The organism is Alteromonas sp. HB246098, from assembly GCF_054890645.1.
The window spans coordinates 66496-91924 of the sequence record NZ_JBTZUG010000011.1; the positions used below are offsets into that span (position 1 = coordinate 66496).

Genomic DNA, 25429 nt, shown 5'->3' on the forward strand with positions numbered 1-25429 from the left:
GGTGTCCTTTTAATCTCTGAATGTAACGGGGGCGAAGCGTACGTGCTCTCCCTCTTTGACATTCAATGCAGCAGCGGTTTGGCGAGAAAGCACGGCAACTTGCTTTTCTTCGCTAAACGTCATTTCGGTGGCTACTGCACGAAAATCAGATATTGATGTGTTTATGATGTAGTAGGTTTGCCCTTGAGCAGCTGCACTATCATCAATGACAACAGGCAGTTTCAAGCTCGATTGAGCCGTGCGGATGTGGCTTAAGTTTGCCTCTACCGTCGGGCCTGCGTCGAAAATGTCTACGTAGCCGCGGCAAGAAAAGCCTTCTTCTTCAAGAAGCTGAAGCGCAGGGCGTGTTTTGTCATGGACTTCGCCAATGACTTCTTGCGCTTCTTTGCTAAGCAGATTTACGTATATCGGGTACTTCGGCATAAGTTCAGCAATAAACACTTTATTACCAATGCCAGTTAAGTAGTCGGCAGTAGGAAAATCCATCGAGAAGAAATGGGTTTCTAGCCATTCCCAAAACGGTGAGCGTCCTTCTTCGTCACTCACACCGCGCATTTCAGCAATAACTGTCTCTGAGAAGCGTTCACGGTGCTCCATCATGAACAAGAATCGAACCTTTGAAAGGAAGCGGCCGTTAATGCCGCCACGGGCTTGTTCGCGAAGAAACAGCGTACATATCTCAGTAACACCGGTGTAGTCATTACAAAACGTTAGAATGTCTACCGTGTTATGAATGTTCAGCTCGCGCGAGGCGTGCACTACTTTGCTTAGGTGGTAATGATAGAACGCATCGTCTATACCAACAGCCGCTTCAATACCTGTTGTTCCCACTACCTGTCCGGTAGTGGTATCTTCCATTACAAACAAGTATGACTCATCGCCAGGTTCGGTTACGTTTGGTTTGTTAAACGCGGTTTCTGCACGATCAATTTTACGCTGCAGCAACTCGTCGTTGACAGGTAAAGACGTAAAGCCAATACCTGATTCAACGGCGATTTCTTTAAGCGCGTTATAGTCGGCCTTCGTAATAGGGCGAATGATTTTCATGTTCGCTACTCGTGTTGTAATTATTCGGCGTTTACAACGGCGGCAACGGCGCGCTCAAAACGTGCAAGACCTTCTTTAATGTCTTCATCAGGAATAACAAGTGAAGGTGCAAAACGAATAACGTTCATGCCAGCAACAAGACACATTAGGTTCTCTTTGGTGGCTGCCATCATAAAGTCGCGTGCACGGCCCTGATATTTTTCATTTAGTGCACAGCCTAACAGCATGCCTTGACCGCGTACTTCTTCAAATACGTTGTACTTGTCATTGATAGCGCCAAGCAACTCGCGGAAAAGCGCTTCTTTCTTAAGCACGCCTTCAAGGACTTCTGGTTGATTTACGATATCTAATGCTTTTTCCGCAACAGCACATGCCAGTGGGTTACCACCGTAAGTGCTACCGTGGGTACCAGGCTTCAGGTGTGCAGCAATGTCATTCGTTGTTAGCATGGCGCCAATTGGGAAGCCACCACCAAGCGATTTAGCTGTAGTTAGGATATCGGGTGTTACGCCAAGGCCCATGTAAGCATAAAGATGACCAGTACGACCAACGCCTGACTGAACTTCATCAAAAATTAGTAGTGCATTGTGTTTGTCACAAAGCTCACGTACACCTTTTACAAAGTCAGCGTCCGGTGGAATGATCCCGCCTTCACCTTGAAGCGGTTCCATCATTACAGCACAAGTTTTATCTGAAATTAGGGCTTCAAAAGCAGCTAAGTCATTGTAGTCACAATGATCAACAGCGCCTGGCTTAGGACCAAAACCGTCAGAGTAAGCCGCTTGACCACCTACCGTTACGGTAAAGAAAGTACGACCGTGGAAGCCTTTATTAAAAGCAATGATTTGATTCTTGTCTTCACCGTGCTTATCAAGTGCCCAACGACGAGCAAGCTTAAGTGCTGCTTCGTTAGCTTCCGCACCAGAGTTGGCAAAGTAAACTTTGTCAGAGAAAGTTGCATCGTTAAGCTTTTTAGCAAGGCGAAGCGCTGGCTCGTTGGTAAATACGTTACTTAAATGCCAAAGCTTGCTGCCTTGTTCGTTAAGGGCTTTTACTAGCTCAGGGTGGCAGTGGCCTAAAACGTTTACTGCAATACCGCCTGCAAAGTCGATGTACTCAGCTCCATCTTGATCCCATACGCGTGAACCTTCACCTCGAACAGGTACCATACCTGCTGGGTTATAGTTAGGAACCATTACATCATCAAATGTAGCGCGAGTTACGTTCATCTTTGTTACCTCTGCATTGGGCGCCAATCACACTATGTGAGCTTGCTTGTCTAATCAATGCGCACGTTTTATACGTGCTGCGTGAGTCAATAAGCATTAATTGGGCGCATAAAAACTAATCGGATTTGATTTACAGTATGCCATTTTTTTTAACATTTGTCTTCTATGCAAAGGGCTGCAGCCCTTTATTTATAAGGACTGTGGCTTAATTTGCAGGAAAAGTGAATAACTATTAACTACTGGGCTATATCAATTAGTAATAATCAATTTTTACGCTAAGAAAAGCGCCGCGTAGAGGTTTTGTGGTGCTTTAACGGAATTAAAGAGGGTAATGCGCCGCGACAAACTTGCCTGTTTACTCAAGCTGAAAACAGGCAAAGTACTGAGTTACGGTCAATATTTTTAAGTATCAGACAACTAGTATGCGAAAAGTGCATAACCAATGCATGAATATCCATAAAATATTTCACGTTTAGTGCGCTATTTTGCCTGATTTTTGTTCCAAATGAGTAGGGGGCAGCAATTAGCCTTAGTAACTATCTTCATTCTTCACCAATGGAAGGGTAAAGATATCCGTGCTTTTAAGTGCCTCAAGTGCACCCGCAGGGTATTTTTGTTCAGCGAAAAGTGGTTTAACTTCTTTAATGTCGACAAGCTTTAACTGATGCAACATGCGTATTTGCGTATACGCGCGTGCTTGATGGAGTATTTTGCTCAACGTCTTGGTCTGTGTTGGCTGTTTATCAGCACAAGCACGCATTGGCTGTGCAATTGGCAGACGGGTAAAGTGCATCCACTCTAAAATGTCTGCGCTAATTGCATCAGCAAACTCTTGCTGTAATGCAATAAGGTGATTTGCTGATGGCGCAATTCTTAGTAAAGCTTCGTGACGCTTTTGTTCTTTATCTTTTTGACACTCTTGCAGTAGATGCAGCTGAATTTTATCAAACAGTTTAAAGTAAAGCCGCGTGACAGCGCAGCGCCCTAAATTACTTACCATTGCCAACACGTAAGCTTGGTTTTTATTAAGGTCGCTTAATGAAGCAAGGCGCTTAGCGGTGAGCGCAACGCCCGTAGAGTAATGCGTTAGTTTTTGTTTTATCAGCGGGTAAGGATCGGTAATTTGGGGCATCGCACGCTTTAATATCAGCGACGGGATCAGCGTACGTAAGTTTTCGATACCTAAAAAGCTTAAAGCGGTACGTAAGGTTTCAACAACAATAATACGCCCTCGCGAGTCTTTTCGCCTAAATCGGGGCGTATTTACTACTACGATAAGTTCGTCGTAAAGCCATGGCATAGTGGCTACTATAGGCTCTAGCTTTGACACTGAGCATGCTTTTACAGATAAGGCATCTAATAGCTCACCAATGTTTTCAGGCAAGTTAAGCACTTTCTGAACGAGTTCATCGGTATAGCTAAGTTGTTCAGTAAGTTCACCAAGCAAAATCTCGTGAAGGTGGTGGCTAACCGACTCTAAATAAGAGGCTTCTGTTTTTTCCTGTAGGCGTTTGTTTTCAATTGCGACTTTTTCAACGTGAAGTAGAAGCCTGCGTGCGTCGCCCTGTTCAGACTGTTCGAAGCTGACTTGGCCCACCTTGCGCTTTCCTAGCATTTCAAGCACGCGCTCGGGTGAGATGATCATATTTTCAAATCGATCATCTATCGTCGGCGGTGTGGTTGCCCCCATAGTCATATTAAAAGCACTCCTGCTCATAACTTTTTGGTGAACGGCGATATTATCGTACATTAAGGGCCTTTATAACTTTAGCTGCGGTAATGGTGAAGATGTAGCCACCACTTAAAAGCACAGTTAGCACCCTGCAATGATTGATATCGCTTATGTAGTTTTCAACATAACGCTCAGTTAGCGCTTGGCTAAACTTGATTATGAAAAGTTAAACGAAAAATCAGTGAATTGCGAATTTTAACGGCCTTCAAGCGCAACCTTTTACATTATGTAGGGTATCGGCAATACGCCTGTAGACTTAAACCTTTTTGTGATGAAGAAAAGCTTCAAGCACGCTGTGACCGTGTTCGGTAAGTAATGATTCAGGATGATACTGAACACCCCATATAGGGTAGCAATTATGGGAAACGGCCATAATTTCTTTTGTACCCAACGCTGTCTCACACCAAGCATCGACGCGTAGTGATGGAGGTAAAGATTCAGGGTTTAATACTAATGAATGGTAGCGGGTTACGTTAAAGGTGTTTGGTAGCCCTTCAAATAGCCCTGTATTGTGATGGGACAATGCTGAAACTTTACCGTGTTTAATTTCTTGGGCACCTACCACTTCTGCACCAAAGACTTGACCTATGGCTTGATGACCTAAGCAAACCCCCATTATGGGAATTTCACCGGCAAAATGCTCTATCGCAGACAAACTGATACCCGCTTCGTTAGGCGTGCAAGGGCCTGGCGAGATAACAAGCTGAGAAGGTGCTAAGCGCGATATATCGTCAAGATTGAGGGCATTGTTTCGCACTACTTCAACGTCAGCACCCAGCTCTGTGAAATACCTAGCAAGGTTATGAGTGAACGAATCGAAGTTATCAATTAACAGCAACACAGCAGTGTTAATCCTTGGTATATCTATAAAGCAACGGTTGTGACATGAAGCGCTTTATTAACGCTTCATGTCCTTTAGTTGCAGTATTTAAGTTACGGCTTTGGAATAAAACCCACTGCTTTATAAACTTTGGCTAAAGTTTCTGCTGCGCGTGCTGAAGCTTTCTCTGCACCCTGGCGCATGACGTCGTCTAAGTAGGCTCTGTCTGCGCGGATTTCAGCATAGCGGGTTTGAATAGGCTCTAGTAAAGATACCACTGCATCTGCAACATCACCTTTTAAGTGGCCGTACATTTTATCTGTATATTCAGGCTCAAGCTCTTTTACTGTTTTACCCGTTGCTAATGAAAGCAGGGTAAGTAGGTTAGATACACCTGGTTTCTCGGCTGGATTGAAGTAAATATTGGCTTGTTCGTCAGAGTCGGTTACCGCGCGTTTAATCTTCTTAGCTAGCTTCTTAGGATCTTCTAACAGACCAATGAAGTTATTGGGGTTGTTATCTGACTTAGACATTTTCTTTTCTGGTTCTTGCAGGCTCATGATACGAGCACCGAACTCTGGAATATAAGGGTCAGGTAAACGGAATACATCGCCATATAGATTATTCACGCGGGTAGCAATGTCGCGTGTTAACTCAAGGTGTTGCTTTTGATCTTCACCCACAGGTACTTTGTCCGCTTGATAAAGCAAAATATCTGCTGCTTGAAGCACAGGGTAGCTATACAAGCCCACGTTTATGTTGTTCTCGTTTTTCGCAGACTTATCTTTAAACTGCGTCATGCGGTTTAGCTCGCCCATTTGAGCATAGCAATTCAATACCCACGACAGTTGCGCATGCTCAGGCACATGTGATTGCAAAAATAGCGTGCTCTTTTGCGGGTCGATACCGCAAGCTAGATAAAGAGAAAGGCCGTCAAGACAGGCTTCGGCAAGCTGCTTTGGATCTTGTCTTACGGTGATCGCATGTAAATCGACAATCATATATAAGCAGTCGTGATCGTCTTGCATGGAAACCCACTGTTTAAGTGCACCCATATAGTTACCAAGGGTAAGTTGTCCTGAAGGCTGGCAGCCACTTAATACAACGGGTTTATTACTCATTTCTATTTACCTGTAATACGTTAAATTCTGTTAAAAACTAAGCTTTAGATAGCGATGAAAGTTCATCGCGCATTTGCGCAATCACATCGCTGTAATCGGGTTGAGAAAAAATGGCCGAACCAGCCACAAACATATCTGCACCAGCTTCTGCTATTGCGCGAATGTTATCGACTTTTACGCCACCGTCAATTTCAATTCGAATATCATAGCCGCTTTCAAGTACGCGCTGCTTCACCGCACGTACTTTATCTAGGGTGCTGGGGATAAACTTTTGGCCGCCAAAGCCAGGATTCACCGACATTATAAGAATATGGTGTAGTTTATCCATAACATGATCTAAGTAGTGTAGCGGCGTGGCTGGATTAAATACCAAGCCGGGTTTGCAGCCTGCATCAATAATCAGCTGAAGAGACCGGTCTATGTGTTCAGACGCTTCTGGGTGAAAGCTGATGTAGCTTGCCCCCGCGTTGGCGAATTTCTCAATAAGGTCATCTACTGGCTTTACCATAAGGTGAACATCAATCGGCGCGGTTATGCCGTATTTTCTCAATGCTTCGCAAATCATTGGCCCAAACGTAAGGTTTGGCACATAGTGGTTGTCCATCACATCGAAATGCACCACATCGGCGCCTGCGTCTAATACTTTTTCTACGTCTTCACCAAGTCGAGCAAAGTCGGCAGAGAGTATTGATGGGGCAATTAAAAAGGGTTTCATTGCGTGTCCTTCAAGTCAAAAACAACAAGGTGCGTTGCCACTTACGGTATAAGGTAGCGAAAGTTTACCCAAAACCATGCTTCTTTACTATGTAAAGGGCACATCAAGGTTGATTTGACATAAATTTAAGGCAGACAACCGTAAAGCGTGCTGCTGCCCAATTTTGGTGAAGCTGCGTTTTATTGGTGCATTTTTAAACTGCGCTTCAACTGAATAAATTACAGGAGTATTAAGCGATGTATTTATAAGTTGTTCTTTATCAGTATGTTACGAATAAATTAGCAAGCATTTTCAATGAACCATAAATGGGCATCAACTTTGCGTTACCCAGTCCAAAAAAGAAAACACAGACAGAAAAAACGAATTACAACAAGTTTGAATTTGACTGGAGAACACACATGAAAACATCTACAAAAAGAACCCTACTTGCCGCTGCTATTTCTTCAGCGTGTCTACTAACTGCAATGCCGAGCTATGCCGAAGGCGAATTTACTGCCAATGCAAGTGCTACCAGCAACTACATTTGGCGTGGTCTAACACAGACAACTAACGAAGCTGCCGTACAGGGCGGTATCGACTACGCACACGAAAGTGGTTTCTATGCAGGTACGTGGGCGTCTAACGTGAATTACGGTGCAGGTGATGTATATTCATACGAGCACGATATGTATTTTGGTTTTGCTGGCGAGTCTGACGGCATTGCGTATGATTTCGGTTACCTTTACTACAACTACGATGATGAGGCGAACTTCGACTTCGCAGAATTATACGGCTCAGTAGGCATGGGTGGCTTTAGCCTTACCGTTTACTTACTAGCTCACACTGAAGCTGATGAGCCAGAAACAATGGATTTTGGTTTCGCTCAAGCATCTTACACATCACTTGATTACAGCACCGAAATTTTAAACGGTACTGAACTTGGTTTTCACGTAGGCTATCACGAAGGTGACTTTGCTGAGGCGTTCAATGGCGTTGAAGGTTATGTAGACTACGGTGTTTCAATTGCAAAAGACGGATTTAGTTTTGCAATTACAGGTACTGACCTTGATGATATGGGCGGTGACGACGAATTTGATAACGATGCAGTTAAATTTACTGTAGCTTATTCAGTAGACTTCGAGCTTTAATTTTTCAAAAAGAGTCCGATGGATCGACCTCTTTATTAAAACGTTGAGTAGTAAAAGCCTAATGTAATTGCATTAGGCTTTTCATTTTAAATAGCACGCATTTTTAACTTGTTCGTTACCTGCTTTTGATTATAATGAGATTAAATTTTAAACGAGTGTAAGGGGTATTCAGGATGAAAGTTCTTCCTTTTTTTGCGATTTGTGGAGCCGTCGCCCTAGTTAGCGTGGCCGTTACAAACCCGCCAAGCTCACGCTCGTCTGTTTGTGAATTTCAGCCTGTTACCGAGTTTAATCCAAAACTTCCTGCAAGCCACATTCAAAACCAATGCGCCCGTCATCAAGAGGGAGTAGAAGAGGTTAGCTGGCTGTCATGGATAGCAGGAAAGTCACCGTCCTTCCAGTTTCACTTTTTAGATTTACTAGAGTTGCTACACAGCGACGATGGTAATCGCGATTTCACCTCACCCTCAAACGATTCTTAAGGGGATATTATGCAATCTGGTACTGGTTTCTGGTCAGTTCTAGGTAGTGTAGTGGCAAGTTTGTTCGGTGTTCAAAGCCACAAAAACTATGAACGCGACTTTACCAAAGGTACCTTTATCAGCTTTGCTCTTATCGGTGTTGTTTTAGTCCTGATATTCGTCGTTTCACTTTTTATGTTTGTAAAGTGGTATACAGGCTACGGATAATAGCCCTTCACACTTAGCAAAAGCGCTTCATCGCTTCACATAGGTGTTTTCTAACCTTACACCTCGCAATAATTAATCAGCAGAAGGGCGCTGAGCTGTTTTTTTCTTGCGTGTTTTTCGTTTCACAACGACTTTAGCGGGAGGGAAATAAGCCAATATCTCATCTACTGGCTGTCGCTTCGCGCCATTTTGACTAATCGAGCGTTTAACTGACAGCATGCTAAAGTCTGCCCCTTGATATAAAGCACGGGTTAGCGGTAAATCGTGGTTTGATATCAGCACAGGTATACCACGCTTTTTAGAAGCGCGGGTGGCCAGTTCTGCTAGCTTTTCTTGTGACTCTTGCCCAAAACTTCGCGCCGCATAACTGGTGAAAGCTGCTGTCTTGCTAATAGGTGCGTAGGGTGGGTCGCAATAAATAACATTGCCTCGCCTAGCTCTTGAAAAAACCTTCTCAAACGGAAGGCAAGTAAAGGTGGCCTTTTGTGATTTTTCAGAAAAAACAAACATTTCGTCTTCTGGAAAGTAAGGCTTTTTGTACCGGCCAAAAGGCACATTAAAGCGACCTTGAAGGCTATATCGACACAAACCGTTATAGCCGTGGCGGTTTAAATAGAGAAAAAGAATGGCGCGATAGTATTCGTCTTGCGTGCCGTTGAACTCTTCACGTAGGTCATAATACATCTTCTCTTCATTACGGCTCCCGTCAAAAAATGAGCGCGCATCGTTAATAAGCGCGTCGGGTTGGGCTTTTAAGAAGTTGTATAAGTTAATGAGGTCAGGGTTGATATCATTAAGCAGGTAGCGTTTGTATTGCGTATTCAGAAATACAGATCCGGCACCAACAAACGGTTCTATAAGTTTGTTAGCTTGCGGTAATCTGGCCTGAATGTGCTCAACCAAGCTGTATTTGCCACCGGCCCACTTTAAAAAGGCACGGTTCTTTTTCTGCATCATGCTTAAACGTTACTACCTAGACGGAATGAAGACGGTGGTTTTTCCTTGCGCCGCCGTTCCAAGGGAAAGGGTCGTCTTTATACTTTTATGCTGATCAGTATCAGATATCACCACGCTAAAAGTAGATTGTAACTTTCATCAGTAAAACGGACAACCAACAAGTGTCGCAAGAGTGGAATTTAGCTAAATAATCAGAACTAACTAGGCGCTTTTGACTTCGAATCGGCTTAATTTTGCGCTCTGTCTATTTCAGTTAGGATCTGACTCCCCCGCTTTATAAACGCATTTTGTCTGCCCGGGTATTCAGGTAACGCTGCGCGAGTTTGCTGTGCTTGCGATAGTGAGGAGTAAACTTCTCGAAAAACAACCACAAACCAATCGCCACCGTAGCGTTCAGTTTTATAAATGCGGGTTTGGTCTACGAGATTGTTTTCTCGCAAGAACGCATTGAGCACCGATTCGCTTTTCATCGCTAGCATCTGAATGGCGTAATCGTTAGCGCTAATCCACTGGTTTGCCTGCAGTGATGTTTGGTTTACATTATCGTTGCTGAGCGCCGTACCAGTGTTTTGCGGGTTCGTTAGTGCTGTTTGTGTATTCTCTGCAGCCGTTTGCCCATTACTTTCACCCCGACTAGTCTCGACAGAGGAAGAGTTACTGCTTTGCGCCCTTGAAGTAATATTACTATTACCGCCTTCTGTTTCAGACAGAGAGCCTGCATCAGGTAATGATGATACTGCGCTTTCCCAGTCGGTAATTAGCGAGTCATTCTCTGCTATTTCATTTTCCACTGGTTTATCAAGGGTTGATTGACCGGTTAGCTCAGGAGTTACACTTGGAGCCGAGACAATTTCCACATTACCGGTTTGTGCGCCTACGTCATTTTGCATTTCAGCAGCTGTGACTTCTCTGGTTTTTTCCTCGTCGGCATTAAGCCTTTCGTCACCATTGCCGTCAGCAATTAGCTTGTTATAGGCTGAACCCGGTTCAACCTGAGTTTGATTAGATTCAAGAGTTTGCTGGCTAATAGGAGAGAAAATTGATGCGAGCTTTTCACCGTACTGCCAATAGATAAGGCCAGAGAATGTGGCCAGAAACACCAGAGCTACACCAGCATAAAACCATTTTGTTTTTAGCGGGTTAGTGAATGTCTTAGTATTTTCACGATGTCTATTTTCTAAATGAGCCTGAAACGCTTCTCTTCGGGAAGCTATCATTTTATCGAGGTCTGACTCGTAATTAGGCTGCTCACTAATCACGGACTGGCTGCTAATAATAAGCGGAGTTTCAGTATTTTTAGCAGGAAGCCATTGTTTAGCGCGCTCGGCCCACGCGTTATTTGCAAATAAAAGCACGTTTAAATGCTGTTTGTTTCCAGCAAATCGACTTTGTAAGACCAAATCCCACAGCTCTTGTAACAGTGCATCAGGAAGGTTATGGGCTTGGGTGATAGCGATTAGAATTGGGCCTTCGTGGCTATTCAAATCAGAAAGTAACTCATTAAGGGGGCGAACAAAGCTTCCCACTACTTGTCCGAGTAGCTGGCGACAAAGCTGTCTACGGTAGTCAGAAGGCTCCATATTATCTTGCGCGGTCAAATACGCAATTTCGGTATCGTCGTGCTGTTGAAAGACAAAGGCTTCTAGGGTCTTTTGTTGTTGAGCAATAGACTCACCGCTGACAAAAATCAGTTGAGACGAGTAATTAACCAGATATTCCAAACGTTCATGCAGTTCACTTTGCATGGGAGTTTGCCCTTATTCACCGTTGCTTTAAAACTAGTCTAGCAACGCACCTTGTTATTACTTCCCAAGTCTCGGGAATAATGAAAGGGCACGCTGCCAGTTTGTCGCGAACGCGATTTATTAAGAGAGAATGTCAGTAAGGATGGCGTCGGTGACGTCTTTAGTAACAACCGCTTTGCCAATGCCTTGAGGAAGTACAAATCGAATACTGCCGGCTTCCACTTTCTTATCGCGTTTCATGTGCTTAACATAGTCGTCTTTCGTCATGCTACTAGGCCCTGCAATAGGCAGTGCAAAAGCTTCAAATAGCGCTGTCACGCGTCGTGTTTCTGACGCTTCAAACCATGTTAATGCTTCAGCAGCTTTACAAGCAATTATAGTACCAGCGGCTACCGCTTCGCCGTGTAGCCAATTGCCATAACCTTGTTCAGCTTCAATAGCATGACCAAACGTGTGGCCTAAGTTAAGAATGGCGCGTAATCCACCTTCCCGTTCGTCTTTCGCAACCACATCTGCTTTTATTTCGCAGCAGCGAGAAATGGCGTAGGTAAGGATTTCAGTATCAAGAGACGTAAGTGCGTTAACGTTTTCTTCAAGCCACGTAAAAAACGGTGCATCGTAAATAATGCCGTATTTAATAACCTCTGCCATACCAGCAGCAAATTCTCTTGGGGGTAGTGTTGCCAGCGAGTCAGTATCGATAGCAACATAAACAGGTTGGTAAAAAGCACCAATCATGTTTTTACCTAGAGGGTGGTTTACTGCGGTTTTCCCGCCTACCGATGAGTCTACCTGAGAAAGCAGGGTAGTAGGGACTTGAATAAAAGGCACACCGCGTTGGTAAGTTGCTGCAACAAAGCCTGTGAGGTCACCTATCACACCACCGCCAAGGGCAATAAGTGTTGTGTCTCTTGCCGCATTTAGTTCGAGAAGGCGAGTCATGACTACTTCGAATTGTTCTAAATTCTTGTACTGCTCGCCATCTGGCAAAATAATGGTTTCAACTTGAACGTCACCGCACGCTGCTTTAGCGGTTTCTAAGTAAAGCGGGGCAACGGTCTCATTTGTTACGATAACCGCCAGCGGGCCTTCTATGTAGGTACTAAAAAGGCCGGGTTGCGAAAGCAGCCCAGCCTCTATCTGTATAGGATAGCTACGTTCTCCAAGTTCCACAGTTAAGGTTGACATTGGCGTAGCACCTCCTATTACATATTTAATTTATAGACCGATTTTACTGATAATTTGATTTGCTACAGCACGCGCACTTTGGTCGTCTGTATCAACAATGTAATCAGCAACTTCTTCGTAAAGCGGGTTGCGCATTTCTGCAAGGTCGCGAAGAACTTGTTCTGGATCTTCGTTTTGTAGCAAAGGGCGACGTTTGTCGCGTTGTGTACGGGCTACTTGTTTATCGATTGTGGTTTGTAGATAAACAACGATACCGCGGGCAGATAAACGATTGCGCACTGCTTTAGTTACAATAGAACCGCCGCCAGTGGCAAGTACAATACCTTGCTTATCTGTCAAATCGTTAATGACGTTTTCTTCGCGTTTACGGAAACCGTCTTCGCCTTCAAGGTCGAAGATCCAGGCGATATCCGCACCGGTACGGCGCTCAATTTCCTGATCCGAATCAAAAAAGTCTAGGTGAAGTTCGTCTGCCAGATGTCTACCGATGGTACTTTTGCCAGCACCCATTGGGCCAACTAAAAAGATATTACGTTTTTCAGCCATATTTGCTTATATCACAACTTAATCATGTTAGGGGCAGTGCACTGTTGCCTTACCAGCCTACCCATTGACTCGTGCCTATTTAGTGTCCAATAAGCACCACTCCTTAAACCTCGCTTAAATTTCGAGGTGGGGATTATCTCAGTTTCATGCAAGGCGATGCAAGTTTTGTTACTAACAAATAGCGTATACCTGTAAATTTAGTTACAAAAAAAGCCTTAAAACAAAAAAAGCGCATTCAAGATGCGCATTTTTTGTGGGTGTGACCCATCCTAAATAGCGTTGACACTTTTCAAACTTAATTTGGAGAGTGTAATGAAATCAAATAGCAAAAGAACGCAACGCGATTATTCCCTCGCTTTTAAACTGGCCGTTGTAGACCAAGTTGAAAAAGGCGAATTCACATATTAACAAGCACAAGACCACTACGGAATTCAGGGGTGTTCAACGGTTTTAGTGTGGCTTCGTAAGCATGGTCGTCTAAATTGGGCGGATGGTACACCTAAGCTTCTTAAACGAGGTAACTGCGTGGATAAGTCCAAAGTAGAGCTCACTCCAGAACAGCGTATTAAAGCTCTGGAGAAAGAGCTTGCTGATACGAAAATGAAAGCTGATTTCTTTGAAGCCGTCGTGAATGTTCTGGAAACTGATTATGGAGTAAGCGTTGTAAAAAAGCGCAAAAGAAAGTCAGCCAGAAAAAGTGATAGGCGGGGTTTCCGTAGCCAAAGCTTGTCGTTATCTGAAGATTTCTCGTCAGGCTTACTACCAACACTGCGCTCACTCAAGCGCGAAGCGCATGAGGCTAGGGTCATTCAATTCGTACGTCAGGAGCGAATGATTCAACCTCGTATCGGTACTAGGAAACTACAGTATCTTCTTACGCTCGTAATAATAGATATTGGTAGGGATCATCTCTTTAATTTACTAAGAGAAAGGCGTCTACTGGTCCCGACAAAGCGTGCCTATCACAAAACAACGAGTAGTCATCATCGGTTCCGCCGTCATCCCAACCTCATTAAAGCGGGGTTAAAAGCGGATAAACCCAATCAGCTATGGGTAGCGGATATTACGTACTTACCGACGCGAAGTCGAGAGGGTTATGTGAGTCTCATTCCAGATGCTTACTCAAGGAAGGTTGTGGGCTATCAGGTTGACGATAACATGCGAACGCAGTCAGGAAAGCAAGCATTTACTCAGGCGCTTAAACAAAAAAGTACAAATGAAAAACTCGTTCATCATTCTGACAGAGGTATACAGTATTGCTCAGAAGAGTATCAAAAACTCCATAGAAAACATGATGTACAGTGCTCAATGACAGATGGCTACGACTGCTATCAAAACGCCCTTGCAGAACGAATAAACGGTATTCTAAAAAATGAATACTTACTCCATAAGCCAAGAGATTTAGAAGAAGCGAGAAAGATGGTTGCAGAGTCAATAGCAATCTATAATGATAGGCGGCCACATCTGGCCCTTAAATACAAAACGCCCGATGAAATACATCGGGCGTTTTAACCGAAATAAATGTCAACCTATTTCAGGACTAGTCAGTGAAATTTTACTTATGGTCTTTCTGTAACAATTTTAGGTGTAACAAAAATAAGTAGCTCTCGCTTCTGTTGAAGCTGTGAGGTATTTCTAAATAAGGCGCCTATAAAAGGCAAATCACCAAACAAAGGTACCTTCGAAACACCATCAGAACTGGTTTGTTGGAAAATTCCACCAAGAACAATCGTTTCGCCATTTTCTACCAGTACCTGCGTTTTGATTTCCTGGGTATCTATGGCTACCGCATCACCGGTTGAGGTAGCCACAGTCTCACCGCGGGTGTCTTGGGTTACAACTAAATCCAAAATTATGCGATTGTCTGGCGTAATGTGCGGCGTAACTTTAAGTGATAGCACAGCCTTTTTGAATTCTACCGATGTTGCACCGCTCGACGTTGCTTGAACGTAAGGAATTTCTGTACCTTGTTCAATATAAGCTTCGTGCTGATTAGCCACGGTAATACGGGGGCTTGCAATAATTTCACCCTTGTTCTCTGATTCCAGCGCAGAAAGTTCAAGATCTAGAATGGTGCCGTCTACTAAACTTGCAATTTGAAAGCCGATGCTCCCCGCTGCGCTGGTCACTGGAAGGTTCACATTGAGACGGTTATCAATGCTAGGCACCACGCCTCCAGCAATGGTATCGGCCGCCTCAAGGGAGCCTGATACGCCGTTATCGTCTTGGCGGTCGCTGAACCCCCAGCGAACGCCTAACTGCTCGTCAACATCATCAAGCACAGTAACCATGCGACTCTCTATCAGCACTTGCTTTACGGGAATATCTAAGGCATTGATGGTTTTTCTTGCTTCATCAATAGACGCTAAGGTATCGCGAATAAGCAATGTATTGGTTCGTTCGTCCACGGTAACGCCGCCACGCTCCGAAAGGATTCCGCCCTCGGTAGATTTCAAAATAGTGGCTAATGCAGAAGCTTTAGCATAGTTAACCGAGATATTTACCGTATGTAGAGGGGCTAAATCTGACACTTGTTTTTTAGATTGCAACGCTTGAGTTTCACGAGCAGACAATTCTTCTGCCGGCGCAATCAACAAGATATTGCCCTCTAAACGCTTGTCTAAGCCTTTAACCCGTAAAATCATATCTAGAGCCTGGTCCCATGGTACGCCAGACAAGCTAATTGTGACGTTCCCTGAAACTGTGTCCGTTGTGACTAAGTTAAAACCATTTACCTGCGCGATAATTTGTAGAACCTGCCTTACAGGAACGTCTTGAAAGTCTAAAGAAATCGGGTCGCCTGTGTATTGTTTCTCTGCGCCCAACGCTTCTTGCTGCTCGTTGTCCATCGGCGAAATTGCTACGCGCAGCACACTGTCTTTTACCGTATTTTTAACGGTAACTTGGCCAGAGTAGTTAATCTCAATGCGTGCATCATTTTCATCTTCAAAGGTTTCTATGGTTGAAACAACAGTGCCAAAATCGGCCACGCTAAGCTCAACGAGCTGATCTTCAGCTAAAGCGGTATTGGTGAGCGTAAGAGACACTTTTCCCTGCGATTCAATAAGCTGCACTTTGGGTGCTGTACCAACGAATTCCACCAAGGTTACCGCCGTACTATTAGGCGCTTGGGTAAAGTCTATATTGGTAACCGTTGTAGTAGGCGCCGTTTCATTTTGTTTAGCGTTGGGGTCTACTAATAGAGGCTCTTGTGCTCTAACGGGGTGAGACACCAAAAAAGTAAATGAAAATATTGCAGCGACAGCAAAAGCCAGCCAATACCATCTAGGCGCTCTACGATTGAGAGACTTATTAAAAATGTATCGTTCGGCCATGCTTACTCTCCTGCCTTCGATGCTGTAGTCATTGTTGTTGTTTTCCTTTGCCAGCAGCCTGCACCATCAGGTAATAATTGTTCAATAGTAATTGAGTCGGCGCCAATTTGCATAATTTTGCCATAAAACAAGCCGATACGGCTTCCTACTTTAGCTTTATGTAACGCGCCATCGTTGCTTTTTAATAATGCCCACTTTTCTCCCTTAACAGCAAAATTGCCAGCAAGGGCGAGGGCATCAACACCATAAGCTTCCAATGCTTCTTTAGTGCGCTGAAAGTTGGGTTGTAGACAGTTTTCTACCCTTGCTTTAGCTACCGGCGCTGTATTTTTTCGCGGACGGTCGAAAGGGCTTCTAAGCGTACTTGCAGTATAGCTAAATGGAGTGGGCGTTTTGAACTCTGGGTAGGGTTCTATTTGAGGCTGTGCACGCTCTTTTACACTTTGCGTGTAGGCCTGAAGATCGTCAAGCTTCGGCGAACAGCCTGTTATAAGTAATACGATCAAAAGAGATAAAACCGAACGAATCATTGTTCATCTCCTTCAATATCTGAAGAATTTTCAGAGCGATAGGTTTTAGCTTGTAATTTAAGAGATAAACGGCCTACTTCCCGCTTAATATCAAAGTCGTGTAGCGTAACAATGCGAGGTAAGTCGGCCACTTTAGACACGAATTCGCCGAAGTTGTGATAGTCTCCACTCACTTCCATTTCGATAGGAAGCTCGGTGTAGAATTCCTTTGGTACTTCTTGTTGCCAGTTAAGTAGTTCAAACGTTAGCCCAGATGAGGTACCCACGTACGTGATATCATCAAGGAGGCCTGGCGTTTCGTTACTGGTTGGCAGACTTTTCAGCATGGAAGAGAAGTCTTCTTTTATCTTCGCAAGTTGTTCCTCATACGCTTCTAAATTAGCCGCAATGCGGTATTTAGCCTCAAACTGCAGTTTCAGCTCTTGCTCCTTTAGCTCGGCGGCATCCATAATCGGTAGTTTGGGGCTTACCAAGGTGTAGTAGCTTATAGCACCTACCAATATGGCAAGAAACGCAGCAACAACGATGCGGACTTCGTTCGGCCAAATTGCGATTTGTTCAAAGTCGAGTTCGTTGAGTTCTTTTAGTTTCGAGACATCAAACTTCATGATTTCTTCGCCTCACTACTTACAATTTCTAAGGGAGCAACGTTCGGGTTTATCGAAAACGTAAGCGTAAAGTTGCTAATCGCTCTAGCCGCACTGCTGTCAGATTTTATGGTAGAAAGCTCTGCGCCCACGAATACTTTTGAATTATCTAGTGCGCGCATAAAATCTGATAAACGGTTGTTTGAGTCGCTAATTCCTTCTATCGTGATGATGTTATTGGTTCTTGTCATAGATTCGAAAGCCACACCTTGGGGGACCAGCTTGGCAAGTTCATCAAATACAATAGGGGCGACGTTACGGTTTGCTTGTAGTTGCTCAATGAGCGCCATACGCTGCTCAACCGCACTCTTTCTTTCTTTTACTTTTTTAATCTCACCAATTTGCGCATCAAGCACGGCTATTTCGCGTTCAAGGTATTGGTTACGTGAGTTTTGATTATTAATCTGCTGGTCGATAGCTTGACCAATAAACCAAAAAATTAAGCCCACAATAGCAGCCACCGCAACCAGGCCTGCTAAGTATTGTTGTTTTTGATGTTGGCGCTGTTTTTCTCGCCAAGGCAGTAAGTTTACATGTGCCATGGCGTAAAGCTCCGGCTCGCCAGACCCGCAGCAATTGCAAGTTGAGGTGCAATTTTGCTAAGTCGCGTAGTATCAAGTTTTGGGTTTATAGTCATATTGCTAAACGGGTTGAAGCAATCTACTTCAAGGCCTAAGTCTTGTTTCAGAATATCTACCAATGGCTCGATGGTAGCAGCGCCACCACTTAACAGAATTTTCTTTGGTCGTTCAGCATGCAAAGTGCTCATGTACATCTGAAGTGCGCGGTTAATATTCTGCTGAAGGTTGGCCGCAAATATGGGTAGTGTATCTTCCACCCAATTGCCTGAAAGCGTCCCGTCTAGTAACTGGCGTTCTGCTACCTCGCGCTCCACCATATGAATAGCGCTAATATCATTGATTAGTTGGTTTAGCCCAAATGCGTGCTCTTTTGTGTAAATCACATCACCATTTTTAATCACGCATATTTGAAGCAGTGAGGCGCCCACATTTATACAGCAAAGCGGCTCATCTTCAGCTTGTGGGGTGTGGAAAAAATCCAATGCATTACCAATGGCGTAATTTTCCATATCAACAATCTTAGGCTCGAAGTTAGCTTCTCTTGCTAGCAATAACCGACTGTCGACGAGATCTTTATGAGCGGCCGTTAATAAAACATTGACCTTACCAGTGTGAGTCGCGCTTGGCCCCATTTCTTCAAAATCTAAATAGACTTCCTCAAGGGGGTAGGGAATAAGACTGTCTGCTTCTATCTCAATTTGATTTTCAAGGTCGTAATCGTTTTGCTCAGGGTCCATATAGACGATTTTGCTAATAACAGACGTGCCCGCTACTGCTACATTCGCCAGCTTTAACTTTGTTTTTAACGATTTACGGATTTTTTTAAGCGCAACGCTAACCGATTCATAATCTTTAATATCTCGCTCTGAAAAAGCGATCTTTGAGATGGGTTCGCAGGCATACCCTTGAAGGACGAACCCGTCTTTTGATTGTTCTAGCCACACCGCTTTTATTTGACGCGTGCCTATGTCTAAGCCCACAATGGGCGGCAGCTTTTTTTTGAACAGCGATTTCATTTACAAGTGTCCAGTTTCAAAGGTAGTTGCTCTAAAGTACAATATTACTCTATTAGTATTGTGCGTATGGTTCTACAGATAACACATACGTATAGAATATACGTCATTTCAACAAAATGTCTTGGTATCCGTTACAGTGAAGTACATTAAACCACTTATTTTATTTAGCTTTCTATCAGGCCTTCTTGGTTTTGCAGCACTGGTAGGTATTTACTTTTATATCAAACCTGACCTACCAAGTGTTACTGTACTTAAGGATGTACGACTGCAAACCCCTATGCAGATATACACTAAAGACGGAAAACTTATTTCACAATATGGAGTTAAACGGCGGATCCCGGTAAAACTTGAGGAAGTTCCGCAAGAATTAATTGACGCCATACTTGCTACTGAAGATAGTCGCTTCTACGAACATCACGGCATTGACCCTATTGGTATTGTGCGCGCTGCAGTCAGTTTAGTTCTAACGGGCGAAAAGCGTCAGGGTGCAAGTACTTTAACCATGCAGCTTGCAAGAGGGTTCTTTCTTAGCCGTGAAAAGACCTACGTTCGAAAAATTAAAGAAATCTTCATTGCCCTTCATATGGAACAAGAGCTTTCCAAACAAGAAATTTTGGAGCTGTATCTAAATAAAATTGAGTTAGGCCATAGAGCGTTTGGTTTCGGTGCGGCGGCTCAGGTGTATTATGGTAAACCGCTTAACGAGCTTTCTTTAGCCCAAATTGCTACTATCGCAGGTCTTCCAAAGGCACCTTCAGTGCTTAACCCAATCAGCGGGCCACAGCGTTCTGTAGAGCGCCGACGTGTTGTACTTCTTCGAATGTTAGATGAAGAATACATAACTAAAGCCCAGTTCGATGAAGCGGCTAATGCGCCGGTTACAGCTAAGAAACACGGGGCCGAGATTGAAGTTGATGCGCCATATTTAGCGGATACCATTTACAATGAGATGGTAGAAATTTATGGAAAAGAAGAAGCGGAAACGGGCGGATACCAAGTTTACGCTACCGCAACGTCTGATCTGCAGCTTGCCGCGCAACGCGCAGTGGTAAGAAACCTTCATGATTACGATGAACGTCATGGGTACAAAGGTGCGCTCGGATACCTGTGGAACATACCTAAGTCAGAAGGAATGAATGATCCTATCCCTCAACTTTCGGTAAGTTTTGATATCAGCAATAAGACAACACGAGAAGAATGGGACAACGAATCTCTCATGCGTGTGCTTGAAGAAATTCCTCATATCAAACCCTTATTACCGTCTGTAGTTACCAAGGTAGATGAACAGTCGATCGATGTGCTGACAGTTGATGGCAGAACGATAACTGTTGAGTGGGATGGCCTCGATTGGGCTAGACGCTACATTACGGATTTTAGGCAGGGTAGTGACCCTAAAACCGCCTCAGATGTAACCCAAGAAGGCGCAGTAATTTATATTAGGCAGCAAGAAGGGCAGTGGCGTATTTCGCAAATTCCAGAAGTAAGCGGTGCCTTTATTGCGCTTAATCCTCAAAATGGCGCTGTTGAAGCCGTAGTTGGCGGCTATAGCTTTTACCAAAGTCAATTTAATAGGGCGACCCAGGCAAAACGACAGGTGGGTTCGAATATTAAGCCGTTTGTTTATTCAGCAGCAATAGACAGTGGTTACACACTTGCGTCAATTATAAATGACGCGCCTATAAACCAATGGAACGCCGCTACAGGTGTTGCTTGGCGACCGCAAAACTCACCGGCAGAGTACGATGGCCCAATAAGAATGCGCAAAGCCTTGGGCAAATCTAAAAACGTGGTATCGGTACGTTTGCTACGTGGTGTTGGTCTAAGGGAAACGGCAGATTATTTAACCCGATTTGGTTTCAATAAAGACGACATTCCATTAGATGAAACCGTATCTCTTGGTTCGAGTTCACACACTCCACTTGAAGTCGTAAGGGGCATGTCGGTCATCGCGAACGGTGGCTACTTAGTAAACCCTCATTTTATCAGCAAAGTGCTTGATGAAAACGGCGATGAGCTTTGGAAAGCGAACCCGGTTTGGGCGTGCAATCGTTGTGAGAATCAAAGCGACCCGGAAATATTACCGGAAGACGAAGAAGCGGATATTGAAGCCTTACTAGCTGCTGAACTGAATCAAGATATTTTACTTGGTGACATCAACGGTGATGATGAAATCACGGAAAAGGTAATAGCGCCGCAGGTCATTACTGCTCAAAACGCTTTCTTAGTGGCAGAAATGATGCGAACGGCTGTTAGAGCAAACGGAAACTGGAGCAAAAAGACCTATTGGTTAGGCACAGGCTGGCGTGCCCGAAATATTCTTCAGCGCACCGATATTGCTGGTAAAACGGGTACTACAAATGACTCTCGCGATACCTGGTTTAGTGGCTTCCATAAGGACTTAGTAGCAACTGCCTGGGTTGGGTTCGACAACATGGGCCGTCAATTAGGCCGTTCAACGCGTAACCAAAACCTTATCAATAAGAACCCTGAGAAGTTCAACTGGATTGGTAACGCTTTGATTGGTATTGAAGATGGCGCGAAAGCGGCGGAGCCTGCATGGATAAGATTTATGCAGCATGCCCTTGAAAATAAACCGCATACGCCTATGCCCGTACCAGAGGATATAGTACGTGTTCGCATTGATCGTACCAGTGGAAAGTTGACCAGACGTACAGACCATACGACACTATTCGAATATTTCCTGCAAGGTACGGAACCAACGACTTACGTTCGCGATGACGAAGTGTTGGATCCCGCCACGCAGGATACGACTACTGCGCCAGAGCCAGAAGAAATATTCTAATTACAAAAAAGGGCACGCCGTGAGCGTGCCGCTTCGAGCTTAGGCGAAATATTTGCCTGAACACATTATCGGAAAACCAATGTCAGAAGATTCACAGCGATATCTTTATATCCCTCATGCCGGCCCTTCATTGCTGGAAACGCCCCTACTGAATAAAGGCAGTGCGTTCACAGCACGTGAGCGTGCGGCCTTTAACTTAACTGGTTTAGTGCCTCCAAGGTATGAAACGATTGAAGAGCAGGTTGAGCGTGCTTATATGCAATACAGCAGCTTTGACGAAGCGCTAAACAAGCATATTTATCTGCGCGCTATTCAAGATAACAACGAAACTCTGTTCTATCGTCTTATTCAAAAGCACATTGATGAAATGATGCCAATCATCTACACCCCAACAGTAGGTGATGCGTGCGAACAGTTCTCTGATATCTATCGCAGTTCACGTGGCTTGTTTGTGTCTTATGAAGAACGTCATCAGCTAGATGACATCGTTCGCAATGCGACAAAACGCAAAGTAAAAGTAATTGTTGTAACCGACGGTGAGCGTATCCTAGGCTTGGGTGACCAAGGTATAGGTGGCATGGGCATTCCTATCGGTAAGCTATCGCTGTACACCGCCTGCGGGGGTATCAGCCCAGCCTATACTTTGCCTGTCATGTTAGATGTAGGAACTAACAACGAAAAGTTACTTAATGACCCAATGTACATGGGCGCGCGCCACCCGCGTATAGGGCAGGAAGAGTACGACGAATTTGTTGATATGTTCATCAATGCGGTGAAGCGACGCTGGCCTGACGTGATGATTCAGTTTGAAGATTTTGCACAGCCAAATGCTATGCCGCTATTAAACCGCTATCGCAACGACGTGTGCTGTTTTAACGACGATATTCAGGGCACCGCTGCGGTTACTCTTGGTACTATTCTGGCGGCATGTAAAACCAAGCAGCAAAAGCTACGTGACATGAAGGTTGTGTTTGTCGGGGCGGGTTCTGCGGGCTGCGGTATTGCTGAAATGCTAATACAGCAAATGGTATTTGAAGGCCTCACTGACGAACAAGCGCGTAAGCAAGTATTCATGGTCGACCGTTTTGGCTTGGTAACTGAAGGCATGGAAGGTTTGCGCGACTTCCAACAAAAACTACAGCAGAAGAATGCCGACTTGGCAGATTGGACATTCAGCGGTGACTACGCTTCTTTGCTAGATGTGATGCACTGCGCCAAGCCAGATGTACTTATTGGTGTTTCAGGTCAGCCAGGTTTGTTCACGGAACAAGTTATTCGCGCCATGAAACAAGGCTGTGAACTGCCAATTATCTTCCCGTTAAGCAACCCATCTCGTCAGGTTGAAGCGCGTCCTGAGCAAGTAATTGAATGGACAGAAGGTAAGGTAATTATTGCAACAGGTAGTCCGTTTAAGCCTGTTGAGTACAATGGCAATATCATCCCTATTGCTCAGTGTAATAACTCGTATATTTTCCCTGGTATCGGCCTTGGTGTTGTTGCATCAAAAGCGAAGTTGATTAGTGATGAAATGCTAATGGCAGCAAGTAACGCGCTTGCGGCAGCGTCGCCATTAGTCAACACGGGACAAGGTTCACTATTACCACCCCTTGCTGCCATTGCAGAAATTAGTCGTGAGATTGCTTTTGAAGTGGGTAAAGTAGCGATGGAGCAGGGACTAGCCTTAGAAATGTCTGAAGATGCACTGCGCGCCAGCATTGAGCGAAACTTCTGGAAAGCTGAATACCGCCCTTATAAGCGTGTAAGTATTTAGTCAGCATAAACGTTAGAAAAAAGCAGGTAAGCCTGCTTTTTTTGTGCCTGTAGATTAGGTTTTCTCCATTACTTCTCTATCATTAGCAGAAATAACCAAACGTAATTTGTTTGCTTTTTATCCGTCTCGCGGAGTAATCGTTAACCAATGTAAAATGGTGTTGCTTATGCGCAACATTTCCTTCATCCCTCTCACTCTTTTCACTGCCCTTGTGTTATTAAGTTGTTGATATTTCGAGTTTAAATTTAATTGGCACAATGATTGATACTCCTCTTATCAGTTACAAAAAGGAGCAAGAGGTGTTATTGATGACAAAGTTAAAAAACAAGGCAAGTCCTTTCTGTGCGCGAATTATTAAGCGCTCATTCTCTACGTCGTTAGTTATGGCTGCTCTTGCAACACTTTCTGCTTGTGGTGCAACTAACGTTGATGTTGTAGCACATGATGTAAAGGCTACGGAAAAAGCTATCGAACCTGCTTCAAAAAGCCCAGTTGATGAACAAAGTGAAATGCTTGTTTACTTGGATGAATCCGACCTAATTGACGCCTACTACAAGGTTAAGTAACTCGAAATTATACGTTTACATTCTATCGATATAGCCACCGTTTCTGCTGTTAAATCTTATCGGTGGGTATCGATTAGTACCAGTTTGCGGGCAATGGACTGCTCGCCTTTTATTATTAAAGCCGTGCTTTGTATCGCAGCAAAGTGCGGCTTTTTTTATGTCAGTAACCGTATATCCCCGTTTATTAGTCGACAGTGATGAGCTATAAGTCTTTAAAAGCTGTTCTTAATAGCTATGTATTGCAGTAACTTAATAAATAAAGAAACTATAAGGATTTGCTATGTCGACAGAAGATAACTACACACCGCCAGAAGTTTGGACCCAAGCTGAAGATGATGGTAACAAGTGGGCAAGTATTAATCGCCCTGTGTCTGGTGCTACCCACGAAAAGGATCGTCCGAGTGGCGAACATGGTTTGCAGCTTTACTCGTTAGCCACGCCTAACGGTCAGAAAGTGACTATCATGCTAGAAGAGCTGTTGGCAGCAGGTGTAAATGAAGCAGAGTACGACGCTTGGCTTATAAATATTGGTGAGGGCGAGCAGTTTTCTTCAGGGTTTGTTGACGTAAACCCCAACAGTAAAATTCCGGCAATGGTCGATACTACAACGTCACCAGAAACGAAGCTTTTTGAATCCGGTTCAATTTTGGTTTACCTGGCAGAGAAGTTCGGTAAGTTCATACCTCAAGACGCCCATGCTAAAGCAGAGTGTTTCAACTGGCTATTCTGGCAGGTAGGCTCAGCGCCTTACTTAGGTGGCGGTTTCGGGCACTTCTATAGCTATGCACCTTACCCAATGGAATATCCTATCAATCGCTTTACTATGGAAACTAAGCGCCAGCTAGATGTGCTAGATAAGCACTTAGCAAATAATGAGTTTATGGCGGGAAGTGAATACAGCATTGCTGATATGGCTGTATGGCCATGGTATGGCAATTTAGTGCTTGGAAATCTTTACGATGCCGCAACGTTTCTTCAAGTACACGAGTACACCAACTTGGTACGATGGGCTAAACAGCTAGAGCAACGAGAAGGCGTCAAACGAGGTCGTATTGTCAACAAAACCTGGGGCGATGACGGCCAGTTAGCAAACCGCCACAGCGCAAAAGATATCGACGACACCCTCGCCAACACCTAAATAATGGGGTCAGTGTCTGAGGTATCCCCACAAATAATGTAACGATATCAGTAAGATAAAAAAGACAGGAACATTCATGACGTTTGGTGATCAGATCAATCGCCAAACTTCACCGAGACCAAACAA

23 protein-coding genes are annotated in these 25429 nt (G+C 44.3%); 8 read left to right on the forward strand and 15 right to left on the reverse strand.

Translation table 11 applies throughout. The annotated features are described in order from the left end of the window. Window positions 1–9 precede the first annotated feature (9 nt). From astA to rpe, 6 genes are all read right to left on the reverse strand, one after another. On the reverse strand, window positions 10–1047 hold the full coding sequence (gene astA / locus ACYTPF_RS18410; RefSeq protein ID WP_461853220.1) for an arginine N-succinyltransferase: 1038 nt from the start codon (window positions 1045–1047) through the stop codon (window positions 10–12). Window positions 1048–1067: 20 nt separating this feature from the next. Continuing rightward, window positions 1068–2276 (reverse strand): aspartate aminotransferase family protein, encoded by a 1209-nt coding sequence (locus ACYTPF_RS18415; protein ID WP_179982152.1) that lies wholly within the window; start codon window positions 2274–2276, stop codon window positions 1068–1070. A gap of 529 nt (window positions 2277–2805) precedes the next feature. Continuing rightward, window positions 2806–3972, reverse strand: coding sequence for an HDOD domain-containing protein (locus tag ACYTPF_RS18420; RefSeq protein ID WP_179985121.1), 1167 nt, complete (start codon window positions 3970–3972; stop codon window positions 2806–2808). Between the two features lie 292 nt (window positions 3973–4264). Further along, complete coding sequence (locus ACYTPF_RS18425; RefSeq protein WP_461853221.1) at window positions 4265–4849, reverse strand: anthranilate synthase component II; 585 nt, start codon at window positions 4847–4849, stop codon at window positions 4265–4267. A 92-nt stretch (window positions 4850–4941) separates the two neighbouring features. Then, the gene (gene trpS, locus ACYTPF_RS18430; protein ID WP_179982153.1) at window positions 4942–5949 is read right to left on the reverse strand and encodes a tryptophan--tRNA ligase; all 1008 of its coding nucleotides are present in this window, start codon (window positions 5947–5949) and stop codon (window positions 4942–4944) included. 37 nt (window positions 5950–5986) lie between these two features. Beyond that, window positions 5987–6664 carry a ribulose-phosphate 3-epimerase gene (gene rpe / locus ACYTPF_RS18435; RefSeq protein WP_269918168.1) on the reverse strand — a complete coding sequence of 226 codons (678 nt, stop codon included), beginning with the start codon at window positions 6662–6664 and terminating at the stop codon, window positions 5987–5989. Between the two features lie 305 nt (window positions 6665–6969). On the opposite strand from rpe, the gene ACYTPF_RS18440 reads away from it, so the two are divergent. The 3 genes from ACYTPF_RS18440 (at window position 6970) to ACYTPF_RS18450 (ending at window position 8480) form a co-directional block, all read left to right on the forward strand. After that, window positions 6970–7791, forward strand: coding sequence for a TorF family putative porin (locus ACYTPF_RS18440; protein ID WP_461853222.1), 822 nt, complete (start codon window positions 6970–6972; stop codon window positions 7789–7791). 173 nt (window positions 7792–7964) lie between these two features. Next, on the forward strand, window positions 7965–8273 hold the full coding sequence (locus ACYTPF_RS18445) for a hypothetical protein (RefSeq protein WP_039217648.1): 309 nt from the start codon (window positions 7965–7967) through the stop codon (window positions 8271–8273). 9 nt (window positions 8274–8282) lie between these two features. Next, window positions 8283–8480 (forward strand): DUF2970 domain-containing protein, encoded by a 198-nt coding sequence (locus ACYTPF_RS18450; protein ID WP_461853223.1) that lies wholly within the window; start codon window positions 8283–8285, stop codon window positions 8478–8480. 72 nt (window positions 8481–8552) lie between these two features. Here the strand turns inward: ACYTPF_RS18450 and ACYTPF_RS18455 are convergent, their stop codons facing one another. The 4 genes from ACYTPF_RS18455 to aroK form a co-directional block, all read right to left on the reverse strand. After that, window positions 8553–9437 (reverse strand): Dam family site-specific DNA-(adenine-N6)-methyltransferase, encoded by an 885-nt coding sequence (locus ACYTPF_RS18455; RefSeq protein ID WP_461853224.1) that lies wholly within the window; start codon window positions 9435–9437, stop codon window positions 8553–8555. Between the two features lie 227 nt (window positions 9438–9664). After that, entirely contained in the window at window positions 9665–11182 is a 1518-nt protein-coding gene (locus tag ACYTPF_RS18460) for an SPOR domain-containing protein (RefSeq protein ID WP_461853225.1), read from the reverse strand. A 120-nt stretch (window positions 11183–11302) separates the two neighbouring features. After that, window positions 11303–12370 (reverse strand): 3-dehydroquinate synthase, encoded by a 1068-nt coding sequence (gene aroB / locus ACYTPF_RS18465; protein WP_461853226.1) that lies wholly within the window; start codon window positions 12368–12370, stop codon window positions 11303–11305. 30 nt (window positions 12371–12400) lie between these two features. Then, window positions 12401–12916, reverse strand: coding sequence for a shikimate kinase AroK (aroK, locus tag ACYTPF_RS18470; protein WP_014948032.1), 516 nt, complete (start codon window positions 12914–12916; stop codon window positions 12401–12403). Between the two features lie 453 nt (window positions 12917–13369). Between aroK and ACYTPF_RS18475 the strand changes: the two genes are divergently transcribed. Then, window positions 13370–14428, forward strand: a complete 1059-nt coding sequence (locus ACYTPF_RS18475) for an IS3 family transposase (RefSeq protein WP_461853227.1) — start codon at window positions 13370–13372, stop codon at window positions 14426–14428. A 47-nt stretch (window positions 14429–14475) separates the two neighbouring features. On the opposite strand, the gene ACYTPF_RS18480 is transcribed toward ACYTPF_RS18475, so the two are convergent. Genes ACYTPF_RS18480 through pilM form a run of 5 tightly spaced genes read right to left on the reverse strand, consistent with a single transcriptional unit; the run spans window position 14476 to window position 19025 of the window. Then, window positions 14476–16251, reverse strand: coding sequence for a type IV pilus secretin PilQ (locus ACYTPF_RS18480; RefSeq protein WP_461853228.1), 1776 nt, complete (start codon window positions 16249–16251; stop codon window positions 14476–14478). Window positions 16252–16253: 2 nt separating this feature from the next. Continuing rightward, complete coding sequence (locus ACYTPF_RS18485) at window positions 16254–16781, reverse strand: pilus assembly protein PilP (protein WP_461853229.1); 528 nt, start codon at window positions 16779–16781, stop codon at window positions 16254–16256. Beyond that, the gene (locus ACYTPF_RS18490) at window positions 16778–17389 is read right to left on the reverse strand and encodes a type IV pilus inner membrane component PilO (RefSeq protein WP_461853230.1); all 612 of its coding nucleotides are present in this window, start codon (window positions 17387–17389) and stop codon (window positions 16778–16780) included. The genes ACYTPF_RS18485 and ACYTPF_RS18490 overlap by 4 nt, the downstream gene beginning before the upstream one ends. Further along, entirely contained in the window at window positions 17386–17970 is a 585-nt protein-coding gene (locus ACYTPF_RS18495; RefSeq protein ID WP_461853231.1) for a PilN domain-containing protein, read from the reverse strand. Before ACYTPF_RS18495 ends, ACYTPF_RS18490 begins: the two co-directional genes overlap by 4 nt. Next, window positions 17958–19025 carry a type IV pilus assembly protein PilM gene (gene pilM / locus ACYTPF_RS18500; RefSeq protein WP_179982164.1) on the reverse strand — a complete coding sequence of 356 codons (1068 nt, stop codon included), beginning with the start codon at window positions 19023–19025 and terminating at the stop codon, window positions 17958–17960. The genes ACYTPF_RS18495 and pilM overlap by 13 nt, the downstream gene beginning before the upstream one ends. 136 nt (window positions 19026–19161) lie before the next feature. Between pilM and ACYTPF_RS18505 the strand changes: the two genes are divergently transcribed. From ACYTPF_RS18505 to yghU, 4 genes are all read left to right on the forward strand, one after another. Further along, complete coding sequence (locus ACYTPF_RS18505; protein WP_461853232.1) at window positions 19162–21828, forward strand: penicillin-binding protein 1A; 2667 nt, start codon at window positions 19162–19164, stop codon at window positions 21826–21828. Window positions 21829–21907: 79 nt separating this feature from the next. Beyond that, on the forward strand, window positions 21908–23599 hold the full coding sequence (locus ACYTPF_RS18510; protein WP_461853233.1) for an NAD-dependent malic enzyme: 1692 nt from the start codon (window positions 21908–21910) through the stop codon (window positions 23597–23599). 308 nt (window positions 23600–23907) lie between these two features. Then, a complete protein-coding gene (locus ACYTPF_RS18515) occupies window positions 23908–24165 on the forward strand; it encodes a hypothetical protein (RefSeq protein ID WP_461853234.1) in 258 nt (85 codons plus the stop codon). Between the two features lie 280 nt (window positions 24166–24445). Beyond that, complete coding sequence (gene yghU / locus ACYTPF_RS18520; RefSeq protein ID WP_461853235.1) at window positions 24446–25303, forward strand: glutathione-dependent disulfide-bond oxidoreductase; 858 nt, start codon at window positions 24446–24448, stop codon at window positions 25301–25303. Window positions 25304–25429 lie beyond the last annotated feature (126 nt).